Annotated in this window: 16 protein-coding genes; 8 read left to right on the top strand and 8 right to left on the bottom strand. The window is 67.9% G+C overall.

Features of this window, described 5'->3' with window-relative positions; all coding sequences use genetic code 11:
* Positions 1-329: 329 nt before the first annotated feature.
* Positions 330-725 (top strand): hypothetical protein, encoded by a 396-nt coding sequence (locus AC6LJ2_RS10595; RefSeq protein ID WP_263910921.1) that lies wholly within the window; start codon positions 330-332, stop codon positions 723-725.
* Positions 726-746: 21 nt separating this feature from the next.
* Here AC6LJ2_RS10595 and AC6LJ2_RS10590 read toward each other — a convergent pair whose 3' ends face one another.
* Both AC6LJ2_RS10590 and purN read right to left on the bottom strand, forming a co-directional pair.
* A complete protein-coding gene (locus AC6LJ2_RS10590) occupies positions 747-2,234 on the bottom strand; it encodes an RsmB/NOP family class I SAM-dependent RNA methyltransferase (RefSeq protein ID WP_498151358.1) in 1,488 nt (495 codons plus the stop codon).
* 1,124 nt (positions 2,235-3,358) lie between these two features.
* Positions 3,359-4,024 (bottom strand): phosphoribosylglycinamide formyltransferase, encoded by a 666-nt coding sequence (purN, locus tag AC6LJ2_RS10585; protein WP_263910924.1) that lies wholly within the window; start codon positions 4,022-4,024, stop codon positions 3,359-3,361.
* A gap of 63 nt (positions 4,025-4,087) precedes the next feature.
* Here purN and AC6LJ2_RS10580 point away from each other — a divergent pair, with 63 nt between their 5' ends.
* The 4 genes from AC6LJ2_RS10580 to coaBC all read left to right on the top strand — a co-directional run bounded on the left by AC6LJ2_RS10580 (position 4,088) and on the right by coaBC (position 9,791).
* Positions 4,088-5,053: a bifunctional riboflavin kinase/FAD synthetase gene (locus AC6LJ2_RS10580; RefSeq protein WP_263910925.1), complete on the top strand. Its 966-nt coding sequence runs from the start codon at positions 4,088-4,090 to the stop codon at positions 5,051-5,053.
* Positions 5,043-7,904 carry an isoleucine--tRNA ligase gene (ileS, locus tag AC6LJ2_RS10575; RefSeq protein ID WP_498151340.1) on the top strand — a complete coding sequence of 954 codons (2,862 nt, stop codon included), beginning with the start codon at positions 5,043-5,045 and terminating at the stop codon, positions 7,902-7,904. Before AC6LJ2_RS10580 ends, ileS begins: the two co-directional genes overlap by 11 nt.
* A 2-nt stretch (positions 7,905-7,906) precedes the next feature.
* On the top strand, positions 7,907-8,437 hold the full coding sequence (lspA, locus tag AC6LJ2_RS10570; RefSeq protein WP_263910927.1) for a signal peptidase II: 531 nt from the start codon (positions 7,907-7,909) through the stop codon (positions 8,435-8,437).
* Between the two features lie 157 nt (positions 8,438-8,594).
* Positions 8,595-9,791 carry a bifunctional phosphopantothenoylcysteine decarboxylase/phosphopantothenate--cysteine ligase CoaBC gene (coaBC, locus tag AC6LJ2_RS10565; RefSeq protein ID WP_263910929.1) on the top strand — a complete coding sequence of 399 codons (1,197 nt, stop codon included), beginning with the start codon at positions 8,595-8,597 and terminating at the stop codon, positions 9,789-9,791.
* Positions 9,792-9,857: 66 nt separating this feature from the next.
* Here the strand turns inward: coaBC and AC6LJ2_RS10560 are convergent, their stop codons facing one another.
* The 6 genes from AC6LJ2_RS10560 to AC6LJ2_RS10535 all read right to left on the bottom strand — a co-directional run bounded on the left by AC6LJ2_RS10560 (position 9,858) and on the right by AC6LJ2_RS10535 (position 15,204).
* Positions 9,858-10,847, bottom strand: a complete 990-nt coding sequence (locus tag AC6LJ2_RS10560; RefSeq protein ID WP_498151339.1) for a Bug family tripartite tricarboxylate transporter substrate binding protein — start codon at positions 10,845-10,847, stop codon at positions 9,858-9,860.
* 14 nt (positions 10,848-10,861) lie between these two features.
* Positions 10,862-11,551, bottom strand: a complete 690-nt coding sequence (locus tag AC6LJ2_RS10555) for an AroM family protein (RefSeq protein ID WP_498151338.1) — start codon at positions 11,549-11,551, stop codon at positions 10,862-10,864.
* Positions 11,548-12,477, bottom strand: coding sequence for a DUF1177 domain-containing protein (locus AC6LJ2_RS10550; protein ID WP_498151337.1), 930 nt, complete (start codon positions 12,475-12,477; stop codon positions 11,548-11,550). The genes AC6LJ2_RS10555 and AC6LJ2_RS10550 overlap by 4 nt, the downstream gene beginning before the upstream one ends.
* Entirely contained in the window at positions 12,474-13,178 is a 705-nt protein-coding gene (gene pepE, locus AC6LJ2_RS10545; protein WP_498151336.1) for a dipeptidase PepE, read from the bottom strand. Before pepE ends, AC6LJ2_RS10550 begins: the two co-directional genes overlap by 4 nt.
* Before the next feature lie 88 nt (positions 13,179-13,266).
* The gene (locus AC6LJ2_RS10540) at positions 13,267-14,034 is read right to left on the bottom strand and encodes an IclR family transcriptional regulator domain-containing protein (protein WP_263910936.1); all 768 of its coding nucleotides are present in this window, start codon (positions 14,032-14,034) and stop codon (positions 13,267-13,269) included.
* 129 nt (positions 14,035-14,163) lie between these two features.
* Positions 14,164-15,204, bottom strand: coding sequence for a metal-dependent hydrolase (locus AC6LJ2_RS10535; protein WP_263910937.1), 1,041 nt, complete (start codon positions 15,202-15,204; stop codon positions 14,164-14,166).
* Between the two features lie 105 nt (positions 15,205-15,309).
* Here AC6LJ2_RS10535 and AC6LJ2_RS10530 point away from each other — a divergent pair, with 105 nt between their 5' ends.
* The 3 genes from AC6LJ2_RS10530 to AC6LJ2_RS10520 all read left to right on the top strand — a co-directional run bounded on the left by AC6LJ2_RS10530 (position 15,310) and on the right by AC6LJ2_RS10520 (position 17,281).
* Positions 15,310-15,948: a DedA family protein gene (locus AC6LJ2_RS10530; protein WP_263910938.1), complete on the top strand. Its 639-nt coding sequence runs from the start codon at positions 15,310-15,312 to the stop codon at positions 15,946-15,948.
* A gap of 39 nt (positions 15,949-15,987) precedes the next feature.
* Entirely contained in the window at positions 15,988-16,527 is a 540-nt protein-coding gene (locus AC6LJ2_RS10525) for a hypothetical protein (RefSeq protein WP_498151335.1), read from the top strand.
* 67 nt (positions 16,528-16,594) lie between these two features.
* Positions 16,595-17,281 (top strand): dUTP diphosphatase, encoded by a 687-nt coding sequence (locus AC6LJ2_RS10520; protein ID WP_263910940.1) that lies wholly within the window; start codon positions 16,595-16,597, stop codon positions 17,279-17,281.
* Positions 17,282-17,360 lie beyond the last annotated feature (79 nt).

The following is a 17,360-nucleotide window of genomic DNA, read 5'->3' as shown; positions in this document are numbered from 1 at the left end:
GAAGAGTGCCTGAAGTTTAGCTTACCTTTGCCATCTTATGACAATGGAGTTTCAAAATAGTTTTTGAGCGAAATCAAGGACTAAGCCCCGCTTTTGAGCACAAAACCGCACACTCGCGGCGGCACTCGCAAGCCGCGGACTGACACCGTGCGGGCTTCCGGCGGCGGGGCCGGCGCTTCCCGGGAGGGGGGAAGCCTTCGCAAGGCATGGTGTTTTGGCCACATTTCGCCATTAAAGTTCCTGTCAGGTCCCGCGCCTGTCTTGCGGGCGCCATGCGTCTGGCGCACACTTCGGTCCGCCCGTCCGCCATTTACCCGGTCCGCTCCACGATGTTTCGCCACAAAATCCGTCCCCAGTTCTTTGCACTGCTGGCCCTGTCCGGGCTGACGACATCGACGCCTGCCCTGGCCCAGTCGATGAAAACGGGGGACGTCGCCGTGCTGGCGTCGTATTACGAAATAAGGGGGTCGGATTGCCTGGCCCTGCGCGCGCCGCGCGTGACGGTCACGCTGCAGCCGCGCCTGGGCACCGCCAGCATCGTGCAGACGCGCGGCCAATCCGGCGATTCGGGACGTTGCGCATATAAGACAGTGCCGATTGCCCAACTGGTCTACCAGGCCAACCAGCCCGGTTCGGACTCGCTGGCCTGGGAAGTGAAATACCAGAACAAGACGATCGGCATCCGCCGCTACAGCGCCACGCTGGGCATCGCGCCGGCCAACTGAGCCGGCGCGGCCCGCGTGCCTTCAAGCCGCGGGCTTGGCGTTGGCGGGCTTGACCGGGGCCGGTTCGGCGTCGGCAGGTTCCGCCGCATCGGCCTCGTCAGCCACCTGAGTGGCTTCAGCCTGAACCGACTCCACTTCCGCCAGAACCACTTCGGCTTCGGCCTGGGCAGCCTGCACGACCGCCTCGGCCTCTGCCTCGGCAGCGCCTTCAACCGTACCCACGGCGTCCGCTTCTGCGTCGACCTCGGCCTGGGCCTCGGTTTCCGGGGCGGCGGAGGCTTTCTTGCGGCGTTCGAACACAGCGGCAAAGAAGCCGTCGGTGCCATGAACATCGGGGCGCAGCTGGACGTAGGGGCCGTCCAGCTTCAGGTTTTCGCAGCGCGCCGCGAGGATTTCGGCCGCGTCCAGGCGCTCGAAGTCGGGGTGGCTGGCCAGGAAACGTTCGGCCTGCACTTCGTTTTCTTCGGCCAGCAGGCTGCAGGTGGCGTACACCAGGCGGCCGCCCGGGGCCACGCAACGCGCCGCGCTGTTCAGGATGCGTTCCTGCAACTGGCCCAGTTCGGCCAGCGCCTCGGGGTGCTGGCGCCATTTCAGGTCTGGGTTGCGGCGCAAGGTGCCGATGCCGCTGCACGGAGCGTCGACCAGCACGCGCTGGGCCTTGCCGGCCAGGCGTTTGACGCGGGCATCGTTTTCGCTGTCGATGACCACCGGCACCACGTTGGACAGGCCGCTGCGGGCAAAACGCGGCTTGGCGCGGGCCAGGCGGGCGGCCGACACGTCGAAGGCGTAGAGCCTGCCGGTCGAACGCATCAGCGCGCCCAGCAGCAGGGTCTTGCCGCCGGCGCCGGCGCAGAAGTCGATGATCATTTCGCCGCGGCGCGGGGCTACGAGCAGGGCCAGCAGCTGGCTGCCTTCGTCCTGCACTTCGATGCTGCCGTTTTCGAATTGCGGCCAGCGGTTGATCGCCGGGCGGCCTTCCATGCGGATGCCCCAGGGCGAGAACGGCATGGCGACGGGTTCGTAGCGACCGGCGCTTTGCTGCAGTTCGGTCAGCATGGCATCGCGCTCGACCTTGAGCGGATTCACGCGCAGGTCCAGGCTGGCCTGGCGGTTCAGCGCTTCGATCAAGGTTTCGGGGCTGTCCATGGCACCCAGGCGCTCGTCCAGCCAGTCGGGAATGCTGCCGCGCACGGCGCGTGGCAGCGTCGCCAGGTCGATCTGGTTGACGCGCTTGAGCCACGCGGCTTCGCCGGCATCCATGCCCTCTTCCAATGCGTCCACGCCCAGCGTCGCGGCCAGGCCCAGGATGGCCAGGCGGCGCGAGGCGGGGCCAACGCCGCTTTCACCAAACTGGCGATAGCGGCGCAGGTGGCGCAGCACGTCGTAGACGGCTTCGGCGACTTCCGAGCGGTCACGCGCGCCCAGGCCGGGGTGATGACGCAGCCAGTGCGACAGCGCGGCATCGGCCGGGTAGGTCCATTGCAGTATCTCGCCCAGGACGCGCTGCACCTGGTCGATGCGGCTGGCGGCGTACGACAGGCGCGGTCGGTTGAATTGCGGTTTCTGCGGCGCGGCTTCACGCTGGCCGTGGCCGGCGTCGTCACGCGGGCCGTTGTAGGACGGGCGGGAATCCGGGCGGCCCTGGCCTTCGCGGCGGTCCGAACCGAAGGAACCACGTTCGCCGCCGCGGCTGTCGCCGCGCGGGGCGCCGTAGGACGGGCGGGAATCCGGGCGGCCCTGGCCTTCGCGGCGGTCCGAACCGAACGAACCACGTTCGCCGCCACGGCTATCGCCACGCGGGGCGCCGTAGGACGGGCGCGAATCCGGACGGCCCTGGCCTTCACGGCGGTCCGAACCGAAGGGACCACGCTCGCCGCCACGGCTATCGCCACGCGGGGCGCCGTAGGACGGGCGGGAGTCCGGACGGCCCTGGCCTTCGCGGCGGTCCGAACCGAACGAACCACGTTCGCCGCCACGGCTATCGCCACGCGGGGCGCCGTAGGACGGGCGGGAGTCCGGACGGCCCTGGCCTTCGCGGCGGTCCGAACCGAACGAGCCGCGCTCGCCGCCCCGGCTGTCGCCACGCGGGGCGCCGTAGGGCGGGCGGGAATCCGGACGGCCCTGGCCTTCACGGCGGTCCGAACCGAACGAGCCGCGCTCGCCGCCCCGGTTGTCGCCACGCGGGGCGTCGTAGGAAGGACGGGGGGCCGGGCGGCCCTGCCCTTCGCGGCGCTCGGAGCCGAAGGAACCGCGCTGGCCGCCCCGGTTGTCGCCGCGGGGCGCGTCATAGGACGGACGGGGAGCCGGACGGCCTTGGCCTTCGCGACGCTCGGCGCCGAAATTGCCGCGTTCTTCGCGGCGCTCGGATCCGAACGAGCCGCGTTCTTCGCGGCCGCCAGCGCGTTCGTCACGCGGGGCGCGTTCGCGCGGGGCGGCATCGCGGGCCTCGCCCTTGGGGCGCGAGAAGAAGGACCGACCGTCGCGGCCTTCGGAGGCTGCCCTCGGGGCGCCGGCCGGGCGGGAACGCGGAGATTGGGGTTTGCTCATGGTGTATTCCAGTGGGGCGCAGGGATTGCGCCCGATAAATGCGATGCAGGGCCGTCGGGCGGCCCGCGAGGTGTAAGGGTCGCGGCTCAGGACGCCGCGGACCAGGTGAACAGGCGGTCGGGATCGCCCTGCACGTCCACCCGGTGGTCGCTTGTCAGGGTAACCCGGCCTTCAGCCAGCCAGCGCACGGCGGCGGGAAAAGCCTGATGTTCTACCTCCAGCACGCGGTTGGCCAGCATTTCCGGGGTGTCGCCGGCCAGGACCGGCACGCAGCCCTGAGCGATGATGGGACCGTGGTCCAGCACCGGGGTGACGAAATGCACGGTACAGCCGTGCACCCGCACGCCGGTGGCCAGGGCCTGGGCGTGCGTGTGCAGCCCGGGGAACGCGGGCAGCAGCGACGGATGGATATTGACCAGCCGGCCGGCGTAGCGGTTGACGAACCCGGGCGTCAGGACGCGCATGAAGCCGGCCAGGATGACGAAGTCGGGTTCGTGCAGGTCGATTTCAGCGGCCAACGCGGCGTCGAAGGCTTCACGGCTGGCGTAGTCCTTGTGGTACAGCGCGGCCGTGGCGATGCCCTGGCTGGCCGCCCATTCGAGGCCGCCTGCATCGGGCCGGCTGGCAATGACGGCCGCGACGCGGGCGGGCCAGCCCTGCTCGCGGCAGGCCTGGACCAGCGCCTGCATGTTGCTGCCGCGCCCTGAGATCAGGATGACAATGCGGCGCTGTGTAGTAGAAGTTTCCGGCAAGATGACCAATCCAAATTGGGGATGTCGAACAATCCCGTAATCCAAAATTGTAAACTCTCGCTCGTGAAACCATCGCTGCGTATCTACCGATCCCTTCCTCCGCCCGCTCAGCGCGCCCCTTGCGCGCTGACCATCGGCAATTTCGACGGCGTCCACCGCGGCCACCAGGCCATGCTGGCGCGCGTCTGCCAGGTTGCCCGCGAGCGCGAGCTGACCCCGGCGGTGATGACTTTCGAGCCTCACCCCCGCGAGTATTTCGCCACGCTGAACCACCGTCCGGAACTGGCGCCCACGCGCATTTCCGGCCTGCGTGACAAACTGGCGGCGCTGGCGCGCTACGGCGTCGCCCAGGTCGTGGTCGAGCGATTCAATGCCCGCCTGGCCGAAATGTCGGCCAACGCGTTCATCGAAAACCTGCTGGTGCGGGGGCTGAACGCCAAGTGGCTGCTGGTGGGCGAAGACTTCCGCTTCGGCCACAAGCGCAGCGGCGACATCGACCTGCTGCGCGAAGCCGGCCTGCGCCATGGCTTCGAGGTCCAGACCCTGGCCGACGTGACCGACCGCCACGGCCACCGCATTTCGAGTTCGGAAGTCCGTACCGCGCTGGCGGTCGGCGACCTGGACCGGGCCCGCCACCTGCTGGGCCACCCCTACCATATCAGCGGCCACGTGATCCACGGCCAGAAACTGGGCCGCACCCTGGGCTTTCCCACGATGAACCTGCGGGTGGCCGAGCGCTGCGCGGCCCGTTCGGGCATTTACGTGGTGCAGGTATATGGCCTGGGCGACCGCGCCCTGCCGGCCGTGGCCAGCCTGGGCGTGCGCCCCACGGTCGAAGACCGCGGCCGCGTGCTGCTTGAGTCACACCTGCTCGACGAGACCGTCAACGCATACGGTAAACTCGTGCGTGTCGAGTTCCTGCACAAGCTGCGGGACGAAGAAAAGTTTCCTGACCTCCCTTCCCTGACTGCCGCCATCGCCGAAGACGCGCGAAACGCGCGCGCCTATTTTGCCGTTCATGGACTATAAAAAGACCCTCAACCTGCCCGATACCCCCTTCCCCATGCGGGGCGACCTCGCCAAGCGCGAGCCCGCCTGGATTACGCAGTGGGAGGAAAACCACGTCTACCAGGCGATCCGCGCCGCCAGCAAAGGCCGCCCGCGCTTCGTGCTGCACGACGGCCCGCCCTACGCCAACGGCGACATCCACATCGGTCACGCGGTCAACAAGATCCTGAAGGACATCATCGTCAAGAGCCGCAACATGGCCGGCTACGACGCGCACTACGTGCCGGGCTGGGATTGCCACGGCATGCCGATCGAGATCCAGATCGAAAAGAAGTACGGCAAGCACCTGCCCGTGGCCGAAGTGCAGTCCAAGGCCCGAGCCTACGCGCTCGAGCAGATCGACCGCCAGCGCAAGGATTTCAAGCGCCTGGGCGTGCTGGGCGAATGGGATCGTCCGTACATGACGATGAACTTCAGCAATGAAGCCGACGAAATCCGCGCGCTGGGCAGCATCCTGGACAAGGGTTACGTGTTCCGTGGCCTGAAGCCCGTGAACTGGTGTTTCGACTGTGGTTCGGCGCTGGCCGAAGCCGAAGTCGAATACGCCGACCGCGTCGACCCGGCGGTGGACGTGGCGTTCCCGTTTGCCGAACCGGCCAAGCTGGCCCAGGCCTTCGGCCTGGATGCCGTGGATGACGGCGCCATCGTCATCTGGACCACCACGCCCTGGACCATCCCGTCCAACCAGGCCCTGAACGTGCACCCGGAAATCGAATACGCGCTGGTGCGCGTATCGCCCGTGCCCAAGTTCGGCCCCCTGCTGCTGGTCGCCCGCGAACGCGTCGAAGCCTGCCTGAAATCGTGGGGCCTGGAAGGCGAAGTCATCGCCACCGCCCCGGGCGCCGCCCTGTCGGGCATTGAATTCCGCCACCCGCTGGCCCGATTCGACGCCGCCTACGACCGCAAGTCGCCCGTCTACCTGGGCGACTACGTCACGGCCGATTCGGGCACCGGCGTGGTGCACTCGGCCCCCGCCTACGGTATCGAAGACTTCATCTCGTGCAAGGCGCACGGCATGAAAGACACCGACTTCATCAGCCCGGTCATGGGCGACGGCAAGTACGTCGACAGCCTGGCGCTGTTCGGCGGCCTGTCCATCTGGGATGCCAACCCCAAGATCGTCGAGGCCCTGACCGAAGCCGGCGCGCTGATGCATGTCGAAAAGCACAAGCACAGCTACATGCACTGCTGGCGCCACAAGACGCCGATCATCTACCGCGCCACCAGCCAGTGGTTCGCCGGCATGGACGTGGCCCCGAAAGACGGCGGCCCGACCCTGCGCGAGTCGGCGCTGGCCGGCATCGACGCCACGGCCTTCTACCCGGCCTGGGGCCGTGCCCGCCTGCACGCCATGATCGCCAACCGTCCGGACTGGACCCTGTCGCGCCAGCGCCAATGGGGCGTGCCGATGGCGTTCTTCGTGCACAAGGAAACCGGCGAGCTGCATCCGCGCACGTCCGAGCTGCTTGAACAGGTGGCGCAACGCGTCGAACAAGGCGGCATCGAGGCCTGGCAGGCGCTGGACCCGCGCGAGTTGCTGGGCGACGAGGCCGACCAATACGAAAAGAACCGCGACACGCTGGACGTCTGGTTCGATTCCGGCAGCACCCACGCCACCGTGCTGGGCGGCAAGGACCACGCCTTTGCCGGTTCGCACGGCGCCGAGCTCGCCTGGCCCGCCGACCTGTACCTGGAAGGCTCGGACCAGCATCGCGGCTGGTTCCATTCGTCGCTGCTGACCGGCTGCATGCTGTACGGCCAACCGCCCTACAAGGCCCTGCTGACGCACGGCTTCGTGGTGGACGGCCAGGGCCGCAAGATGAGCAAGTCGGTCGGCAACGTGATCGCCCCGCAAAAGGTGTCCGACTCGCTGGGCGCGGAAATCCTGCGCCTGTGGGTGGCGTCCACCGACTATTCGGGCGAACTGTCGATTTCCGACGAGATCCTCAAGCGCGTGGTCGAAGGCTACCGCCGCATCCGAAACACGCTGCGCTTCCTGTTGGCCAACCTGGCCGACTTCGACGCCGTGTCGCAGTCCGTGCCCTACGGCGACCTGTTCGAGATCGACCGCTACGCGCTGGCCATGACCGCGCAGATGCAGGCCGAAGTCCAGGCCAACTACGAACGCTACGACTTCCACCCGGCCGTGTCGCGCCTGCAGACATTCTGCTCGGAAGACCTGGGCGCGTTCTACCTGGACATCCTGAAAGACCGCCTGTACACGTCGGCCGTGGGCAGCGTGGCCCGCCGTTCGGCCCAGACCGCGCTGCTGGACATCACCCAGACGCTGCTCAAGCTGATGGCGCCGATCCTGTCGTTCACGGCCGAAGAAGCCTGGAAGGAACTGGTGGCATCGGCCCTGAAGCACCAGGCCGACGCGGCCCGCGTGACCATCTTCACCGAGGTCTACCACGCGCTGCCGCCGTTCGCGGACGCCGAGGCCCTGTCGGCCAAGTGGACGCGCCTGCGCGCCATTCGCGCCGAGGTCCAGCGCAAGCTGGAAGAAGTGCGCACGGCCGGCGACATCGGTTCGTCGCTGCAGGCCGAAGTGGACCTGTACGCCAGCGGCGAAGACCAGCAACTGCTGGCCAGCCTGGGCGACGACCTGCGCTTCGTGCTGATCGTCTCGCGCGCCACCGTGCACGCCGGTGAAGGCGAAACCCGCATCCAGGTCACGCCGTCGACGCACAAGAAGTGCGAACGCTGCTGGCACTGGCGCCTGGACGTGGGCCAGGATCCGGACCACCCCGAGATCTGCGGCCGCTGCGTGTCCAACCTGTTCGGCTCGGGCGAAGCCCGCGACAAGGCCTGAGCATGGCCGGCCCCGCCCCGCAAGGCGCCACCGCGTCCGCGGCCGCCAGCGCGCCCCCCGCCAAGGTGGGCCGCTGGCTGGCGATCGCCCTGGCGATCATCGTGCTGGACCAGCTGACCAAGGTGTACTTCAACACCTCGTACCAGTACGGCGAACGCCTGAACCTGCTGCCGTTCTTCGACTTCACGCTGCTGTTCAACCGCGGCGCGGCGTTCAGCTTCCTGGCGTCCGAAGAAGGCTGGCAGCGCTGGTTGTTCACGGCGCTGGGCATCGTGGCCGCCGTGGTCATTACCGTGATCCTGCGCCGCACCCGCGGCCAGCCTCGGTTCTGCCTGGCCCTGACGCTGATCCTGGGCGGCGCCATCGGCAACGTGATCGACCGCGTAGTCTATGGCCACGTGGTGGACTTCCTGCTGTTTTATTGGCGCGACTGGTATTTCCCCGCCTTCAACCTGGCGGACGTGGGCATCAGTTGCGGCGCGGTGCTGCTGGTGCTGGACGAACTGCTGCGGGCGCGCAAGCCGCGGGCCTGATTCCCGTCCCCGCCCGCCCCCGAAAACCCGGCCGATGGCCGGGTTTTGTCTTGTTTGACGCCCCCTATCGGCATGGCGAACGGCGCAATACCGCAATGCAGAATAAAATCACTGTCCGTTCCTTGATTTGACGGCGCTTGCCCGCTGTCCGACCCTCATGCTCGACCTCGCCCGCAAACGCATCGTCCTCGGCCTGACCGGGGGCATCGCCTGCTACAAAATCGCCGAGCTGGTGCGGCGCATGACCGAACAAGGCGCCACGGTCGATGTCGTGATGACCGAAGCCGCCACGCACTTCATCACCCCCGTCACCATGCAGGCCCTGTCGGGCCGCCCGGTGTTCGTCGACGCCTGGGACGCCCGCGTGCCCAACAACATGGCGCACATCGACCTGACGCGCGGCGCCGACGCCGTGCTGATCGCCCCCGCCAGCACGGACTTCATGGCCAAGCTGGCGCATGGCATGGCCGACGACCTGCTGTCCACCCTGTGCGTGGCGCGCGCCTGCCCGCTGCTGGTGGCCCCCGCCATGAACCGCGAGATGTGGGCCAACCCGGCGACCCAGCGCAACGTGGCGCAATTGCGCGCCGACGGCATCAGCATATTGGGGCCGTCGGCGGGCGAACAGGCCTGTGGCGAAACCGGCGACGGGCGCATGCTGGAAGCGCACGAAATCCTGACCGACCTGATCGCCTTCTTCCAGCCCAAGCTGCTGGCCGGACGCCACGTGCTGCTGACGGCAGGCCCCACATCCGAACCCGTGGACCCGGTGCGCGTGCTGAGCAATCGTTCGTCGGGCAAGACCGGCTATGCGCTGGCCCGCGCCGCGCGCGAAGCCGGCGCCCGCGTCACCCTCATCACCGGCGCCACGGCCCTGCCCGTGCCGCGCGGCGTCACCGCGCTGTCGGTCACTACCGCCCGCCAGATGCACGATGCCGTGATGGCCAGCGCTACCGATGCCGACATCTTCATTGCGGTTGCTGCCGTGGCCGATTGGCGCGTGAAGAACGTCAGCACGCAAAAGCTCAAGAAAACCAGCGAAGGCGGCGGCGCGCCGCTGATGGAATTCGAACCCAACCCCGACATCCTGGCCGAAGTGGCCAAGCTGAAAGACGGCCCCTGGTGCGTGGGGTTTGCCGCCGAAACCGAAAAGCTGGCTGAGCACGCCGAGGCCAAGCGCGCACGCAAGGGCATTCCGCTGCTGGTCGGCAACCTGGCGCACAAAGTCATGGACGCCGACACGACCGAACTGGTGCTGTTCGACGCCCAGGGCGCGCATCCGCTGCCGGCCGCCGACAAGCTGGACGCCGCACGCCGCCTGATCGCCGAGATCGCCGCGCGCCTGCCGGCCTGACCCACCCGCGCCGCACGGCACGATGCCGGCCAGGCCTGACCCCGATGCCGGCATTGCCAGCCTGCGCTACTGCTCCAGGCTGATGTTGGCCGCGCGCACGATGTCGGCCCATTGCTTGCGGCCGTTGTCCAGGAACTGGCCGAACTTCTCGGGCGTCATGCCCGTGACCGGTTCCGAGCCCAGGCCCGCCATCTTCTCGATCACCGCCGGTTGCTTGAGCACGTCCTGCAGCGCGGCGTAGTAGGCGGCCAGCACATCGGCCGGCACGCCGGCCGGCGCGAACACACCCTGCCAGGTCGGCATGTCGAAGCCCTTCAGGCCTTGTTCGTCCAGCGTGGGCACGTTGGGCAACTGCGCCGAGCGCTTGAGCGAGGCCACGGCGATGGCCTTGACCTTGCCCTGGCTGGCCAGCGGCGCGGCGGTGGAGATGTTGTCCATCGTCATGGCGATGTGACCGCCCAGCAGGTCAGTGATGACCGGGGCGGCACCGCGGTAAGCCGCGTGCGGCACCTTCACGCCCATCTTGTACAGCATGGTCTCGGCGATCAGGTGGTTCGAAATGCCGACGCCGGCCGTGCCATAGGTGGCGGTGGGCGTCTTCTGGAAGTAGTCCTTCAATTCGGCCAGGTTGTTGGCCGGTACATCCTTGTTGACGATGACGACGTTGGGCTGCACCGCTGCCAAGGTAATCGGCGTGAAGTCGGCCGGCTTGTAGTTGGTGCCCTTGGGGTTGAGCACGTGCGTGATGGCCATGGAGCCGGCAGCGGCGATGCCGATGGTGTAGCCGTCGGGCTGCGACTGCGACAGGCGGTACGCCATGATGTTGCCACCGGCGCCCGCCAGGTTCTCGACCACGACGGTCTGGCCCAGGCGCTGCGACAGCGGTTCGGCCAGCAGGCGAGCCAGCGTATCGGCGGAGCCGCCGGGCGCAAATCCCACCAGCAGGCGGATCGGCTTGGTCGGTTTCCAGGCGTCGGTGGCCAAGGCCGGCGCGGCCGCCAGCGAGCTGGCGATGAACAGTGCGCCCATGGCGCGATGCAAAGTGCTGCGGAACATGAAGTGGTTTCCCCTTAGACCAATAATTGTGCGAGCGTCTGTGCAACCAGGCGGTTGGACAGCAGCACCGGACGCCCCGACGCCGTTGCCACCGCCTGCCGCATGCGCTCGGCGTAACCCATGCAGTGCATGATGATGAAATCGCAGTCGGCCAGGTCACGGCCGGCCTGCGCGAAATGGATTGCGGCGCGGTCCGCGTCGGATTCATAGGGCGAGGCGTGTACCACGCTCGCCTGGCATTCCAGCGGGACGGCCAGATGGAAGGCATCGACCTGGGCGGCCAGCGGCACCACCAGCCCTACCTTGCGGCAGTGCTGCGACAAGCCCGCGACCAGATGGTCCACGACCTGCTGCGGTTCGATCACCAGCGTGCGCATCGGGGCAATCGCCGTGCCGGTACACAAGGGCACCAGCACGTCGTAGCCGGAGGCGTCGGCCTGGCGCATCACCTGCGCCAGGCGGGCTTCGGCGGCGGCCGCGTCCAGTTCGATCTGCGCCCCGTCGCGCAGCCGCGTCGCGAAACGGTATTCGCCCGGACGCGGCGCCAGCGCGGCCAACGCGGCGGTGTCCAGGCCATCCAGGGCCCCGAACTCGTCGATCTGCACGTGCGCGCCCAGCAAGGGCGCCATTTCGGGCACCACATCGCTGCGCGGCGATTGGCCGATGGTGAAGAACGCGACGCGGCGTGGCGCGTGCGCGCTCATTGGGCACCCCCGGGTTCGATACCGGTGGTCTGCAAGTGCGCCAGGGAACCATAGCGGCTTTGCAGCGCGTCCCACTCCGCCGCGTCGACGAAGGTCATGGCGCCCTGGCCGAACAGTTTGGCGATTTCGATGCAGAAGCGCATGGCGACATCGGCATCCACGGCGTTGGTCACGCCCGTGGCGCAACCCGGCACGGCGGTCTGCGCGGTCAGGGCCACGCCCACGACGGGCGCGTCGGTGACGATGGTGGGCTGCATCAGCGAATTGACGTGCGACAGGCCGTTTTCGTAGGGCGTGATGTCCTGCGTGGTGAGCGGCAGCGTCAGCGGCAGTTCGCCGCTGACCCAGCCCATGACGTCCAGCATGGTTTCCGGAATGCGCAGCAGGTAGCCCTGCCTGGCCACGGGCGTGAGCGCCACGCCGCGCTGGTTCACGAGCCGGTTGCCGCGGGTGGTGTCGACCGAGAGAATGGCGTCCATGCGCGGGTCGACTTCGTGCGACATCATTTCGCGCATGGGAAAGGGCGACTTCATCATCGGCACGGGATGGTGCGGACGGGTGCCGGCGCGCGGGCAGATGTGGGTGCGGATGCGCACGGTGCCGGGCAGCACGTCGCCCTGGCGCGCCATGGCCATCAGCTTGAGTGCTGCGGCAATGGCGACCACCGCGCCATCGCTGTCGGACACCAGGCCGGTGACCGCCGGGCGTGCACCGATACCGCCCAGGCGGCCGATGATGCCCAACTGCGGCGCGGCGTCATCCGCGCCCGGGATGACGATGGACAGGAAGTCGGTGGCGGCGCCGTCGCGTTCCAGGTGGGTCACGTCGACCTGGCAATGGCCGGCTGCGCGCAGGTGCTGCGCGACGGCTTCGCCCGTGATGTGGGCCGAGGACAGCAGCTCGATGGTATCGATGACTTGCTTCATGCCGGAATCTCCAGCGGACCGGGGCGGAACACCTGGGGTTCGGCATGCCCGAGGAACAACGGCGCGTCGTGCGGGCCGACCAATGCGACGGCCTGGTCGCGCACGCGCAGCGCCGCGCCTTCCGGCAGGCCCAGCACCGGCATGGTCGGGTTCAAGGTGCAGAATTCGGCCAGGCGCTGCGCGCGAGTCTCGCCGCGATGTCCGGGCGGGTGGGCGTTGGTGTAGTGCGGATTGATCTGGAACGACAGCAGGCCCAGCGCATCGAACCCTTCGGGGTCGGTGATGGGCATGTCGTTGGTGGTGCAGATGCTGGGGCATGCCAGGTTGGAGCCGGCGCTCCAGCCCAGGTAGGCGGCGCCTTCACGCACACGGCGGGCCACCACGTCGAGCAGGCCCTGGCGGCGCAACTGGCCCAGCAGATTGAAGGTGTTGCCGCCACCCACGATGATGACCGCAGCCGCTTCCAGCGCGGCCACGGGATCGGCGGTGCGATGCAGCCCCTGGATGTCCAGGCCCGTATCGGCCAGCGCCGACACGACCAGCGCGGTGTAGTCGTCCCAGTTGCGCGTCACGCCCGCGAACGGCACGAACACGGCCTTGGCCCCGGCCGGCAGCGATTCGATCAGTTCGCGGATGTCGGGCAACGCGTGCACCAGATAGCCGGCGTCGCTGCTGGAATTGCTGAGAAGCAGAAGGTTCATGAGAGAGGTTCCTTGGAATCGGTAAGTCGGATGCCGCGCGGGCGCGGCCGGGATACGGCAATGTCGGTCAAGGGAATCAGGCCCGGCGTCAGCCGAGCCAATAGGGATCGTTCAATTCGCGGCCCAACGCCGCGACCTGCTGGGTCAGGGATTCACGCAGGGTCGCCACGCGGGCGGCGTCGGCCTGGAAGGACACGAACGACAGGCACAGGCCGCGCAGCTCGCCGGTGGCCGGATCGCGCACGGCCGCGGCCACGGCGCCGATACCGGGCATGGCCTGATCGATGGCGACTCCGTAATGATCGGCACGGACCTGCGCCACGCGCTGGGCCAGCTCGCCGACGGTGGCAGGGCAATCCTTGCCCTCCACCTGCAGGGGTGCCGACGGATCGGCGCCATACAGCGCCTCGAATTCGGTCGGCGTCAGCCGCGACAGCAGCGCGCGCCCCATCGCCGTGCCGGACGCGGCGCGGCGCGAACCAGGCGGGGATAGCACCTGCACCGGATGCGAACCGTTCAGGCGTTGCAACACCACGGTTTCGCGCTGGTTCAGGGTGGACAGATAGGCGGTCAGGCCGCTGTCTTCGGACAGACGGACCAGCACCTTGCGGCAGGCCTCGTCCAGCGGCGTGGCGTGCTGGCCGGCGCGCACCGCCTGCGTCAACAACACGCCCGGGCGATAGCGGCGCGTGGCCGCGTCCTGATCCAGCATGCCGTAATGCTGCATCTGGTTCAGCAGGCGCGATGCCGTGCTCTTGGGCATGGCCAGCCGCTGCGCCACGTCGGTGAAGCTCAACTCGGCCACGCCGTCCGCATAGAGCGACAGCACGCGCTGGACGCCGTCTAGAATACTCATAAATGTTCCATAAAAGGGAACTACTGTTCCTTAATAGCGAACAAGAATAATCCAGGGCGGCCAAAAACAAAAGCCCCTCGCGGACGACGCAGAGGGGCTTGCCAGCCAGGCAGTCGGACGCGGCAGGCGCTAGGGCGACGCCTTTTCCGCCCACTGCGCCAACGGCAGCGGCGGCTGGGCGTGCAGGATGCGGGCCAGCACCAACTTCAGTTCGGCCCAACCGCCCCGCTCCCCCGGCCAACGCGACGGGGTGATCGCCCGCCAGGCCCCATCCGGCCCCCGGTCGGCCATCTTGAAGCGGAAGTTGTAATGACCCGCCATGCCCATGCGCAGGTCGGTCACCACCAGCGCATCGCCCATCACGTCATAGCGCAGCCAGTCATCGGTGAACCAGCGCAGCCGCTCGTGCAGCGGGACGCCCGCCAACGCCTGGCCGGCGTCCAGGTTGAGCGGCTGACGCACAAACTCGGGCACCGCGCCATCAAACCAACTGCTGACGGCCTCGTAGTAGTGGCCGTCGGGCGTCTTGGCGATGACGCGCCACAGCAGCGTGTTCAGCGGCATGGGCATGGCCCGCAGCTCGGTGACGGCGATGCCTTGCGCCTGCATGGCGTCGCGCACCCGGTGCTCGGCAGCAATGCGGCCCGCCAGCCCGAAGCCCAGATAGGCCGTGCTGAACACCAGCGCCCCTGCCAGGACGCGGCGAGCGCTGCGCGTCATGCCGACCGCCGTGGCGTACACCGCGGCCAGCAACAAGGGCACGGTGTAGAGGGGATCGATGATGAAGACCGCCGACCAGCTTTCGGGAATGGACGGGATCGGCCAGAACAGCTGGGTGCCATAGACGGTGAACGCGTCCAGGAGTGGATGCGTCACCAACACCAGCCACAAGGTCAGGAACAGGCGCCTGCCGCTGTAGGGCGCCTGCGGCCAGTACTTGCGGATCAGCCAGGTCAGCAGTGCGGCCAGCCCGGTCAGGACGAAGATCGAATGCGAGAACCCGCGGTGATAGGTCATCAACGACACCGGGTCGGGGTAGCGCATCAGCACGTCCAGGTCCGGCAAGGTGGCCAGCGCGGCGCCATAGAACAGCGCCCGGCGCCCCTGCACGCGCCCCAGCAGCGCCCCCTGTATGCCCGCGCCCAGCACGGCTTGTGTAACCGAATCCATAGAACTCCGACGATAGCCTTCCGGTGGCCGCCATTTTCACGTGCCGTCCACGATGCAGGCGTTAAGATACCCGATTGCATTCAGCTAATTTTCAACTTCAGCCTCATGGACCACTATATCGACAAGATCGGCCTGCTGATCGAAACCAACCAGGCCTGGGCCGGGCCCATCACTTTCCTGCTGACGCTGGGCGAATCCATGGTGCTGCTGGGCCTGTTCATTCCGGCCACGGCACTGATGCTGCTGACCGGCGGCCTGATCGGCGCGGGCACGCTGGACCTCTGGAGCATCCTGGCCTGGGGCATCGCCGGCGCCATCGTGGGCGATGCCCTGTCCTATGGCCTGGGCCGCTGGGCCGGCCCGAACGTGCTGCGCCGCTGGCCGCTCAAGCAGCAGCGCACCGCCGTGGCCCGCGCCCGGCTGTTCTTCTACCGCTATGGCTTTGCCTCGGTGCTGATCGGTCGCTTCCTGGGCCCCATCCGCTCGACCATCCCGACGGTGGCCGGCGTGATGGGCATGGCCCACGGCCGCTTCCAGCTGGCCAACGTCGCGTCGGCCATCTTGTGGATGCCGCTGATGCTGGCGCCAGGCTACATCACGGCGCGCAGCCTGGGCGCCGCCGAAAACGCGCAGCAGATCGCCATGATGATCGGCGCGGGCTTCTCAGTGCTGCTAGGATTCGGGCTTCTGGTCGCGATGATGCGCAAACGCCGGCAACCGGCGCGGGCGCGCCGCGGCAACTAGGGCCCGACCCGTCGTCATCAGGCCCGCCCGGAGAAGAGCATGGCAATAGAGATGGAGCCGAAAAACGGCGACTTCGCGCGCTACGTCGAAAACCTGTCGCGCGCCGGCGGCGCCTCGCCCGGCCGGGTACCTGACAAGGCCGAGGCCAAGCGCCGCCAGGCCGGCACGCCGGCCGCCGCGCCGGCATCCCAGCCTGCCCAGGATTCGCTGTACGACCTGACCTGGGGCAAATCCGCGCCCCCGCCGCTGCAATCGCGCCGCGCCGAACCCGCCCCGCTGGCGGGCGTGCCCGGCCAGGAAGACGCCGCCACGGTGTCCATGGCCAAGCGCGCACGCCAGCGCAAGCTGGGTATCGTGTTGACCATTGCCGGGGCCATCGCCGGCTGGGCCGCGGTCAACATCGCATTCAGGGCGCTGCGCGCGCCGCACTTCGACCTGGACGAGCTGATGCCGGCGGTGTTCCTGGCCTTCTTTGCGTTCATGCTGTTCAAGGCCGCCAGCGGGGCGCGCGACCCGCGCAAGCAGCCGCTGGGCAAACTGCCGCCGCTCAAGACCACGTCGTACCGCAAGGACGGCTGAACGCCGACGGCGGCGCCTGGCCCCCCACGCATTGGTGCTAACATTTCCGCCGCCGTCGAAAGACCCCATGAATACCGGAGTGAAAGTGAACAACGTTGTCGGATTGAACCAGGCCCAGGCGGCCACGATGCTGAAGCTGCAAGGCGACTTGAACAGCATGATCAATCCGGACTGGATCAACGGCGGCGCCCGCTTCCTGCGCGCCGCCTTCGTCGAATCGGCCGAGGCACTCGAGCACTACGGCTGGAAGTGGTGGAAAAAGCAGACCATCGACCTGCCCCAGGTGCAGATGGAACTGGTCGACATCCTGCATTTCTACCTGTCGCACACCATCGTGCAGGCCAAGGGCGACGTCAATGCCGCCGCCGCCGCGCTGGTGGCCGACCTGGCCGGCCCGGCCTCGGTGACGCTGGATGGCCAGCGCTACGCGCTGACCAGCCTGGCCGTGCCGGAACTGCTGGAACTGATCGGCGGCCTGGCCGTCTGCGGCCGCGCCAGCTTCAAGCTGCTGGAACAGAGCATGACCGCCTGCGAGATGACCTGGAACGATGCCTACACCCAGTACGTTTCCAAGAACGTGCTGAACATCTTCCGCCAGCAGCACGGCTACAAGGAAGGCACCTACATCAAGATCTGGAACGGCGAAGAAGACAACGTCGTGCTGGCCCGCCTGCTGTCGCAACATGACGCGTCGCAAGCCGGCTTTGCCGACGTGCTGCACCGCGAACTGCAAGCCGCCTACACCAAGCTGTAAGGCTCGCACCACGACGCCGCATGAAAAACGCCGCTTTTGCAAAGCAGCGTTTTTCATGGCGGTTCGGCCTGGATGGGAC

The organism is Achromobacter sp. 1014246743, assembly GCF_059760725.1.
This window is presented reverse-complemented; position numbering and strand designations above follow the sequence as displayed.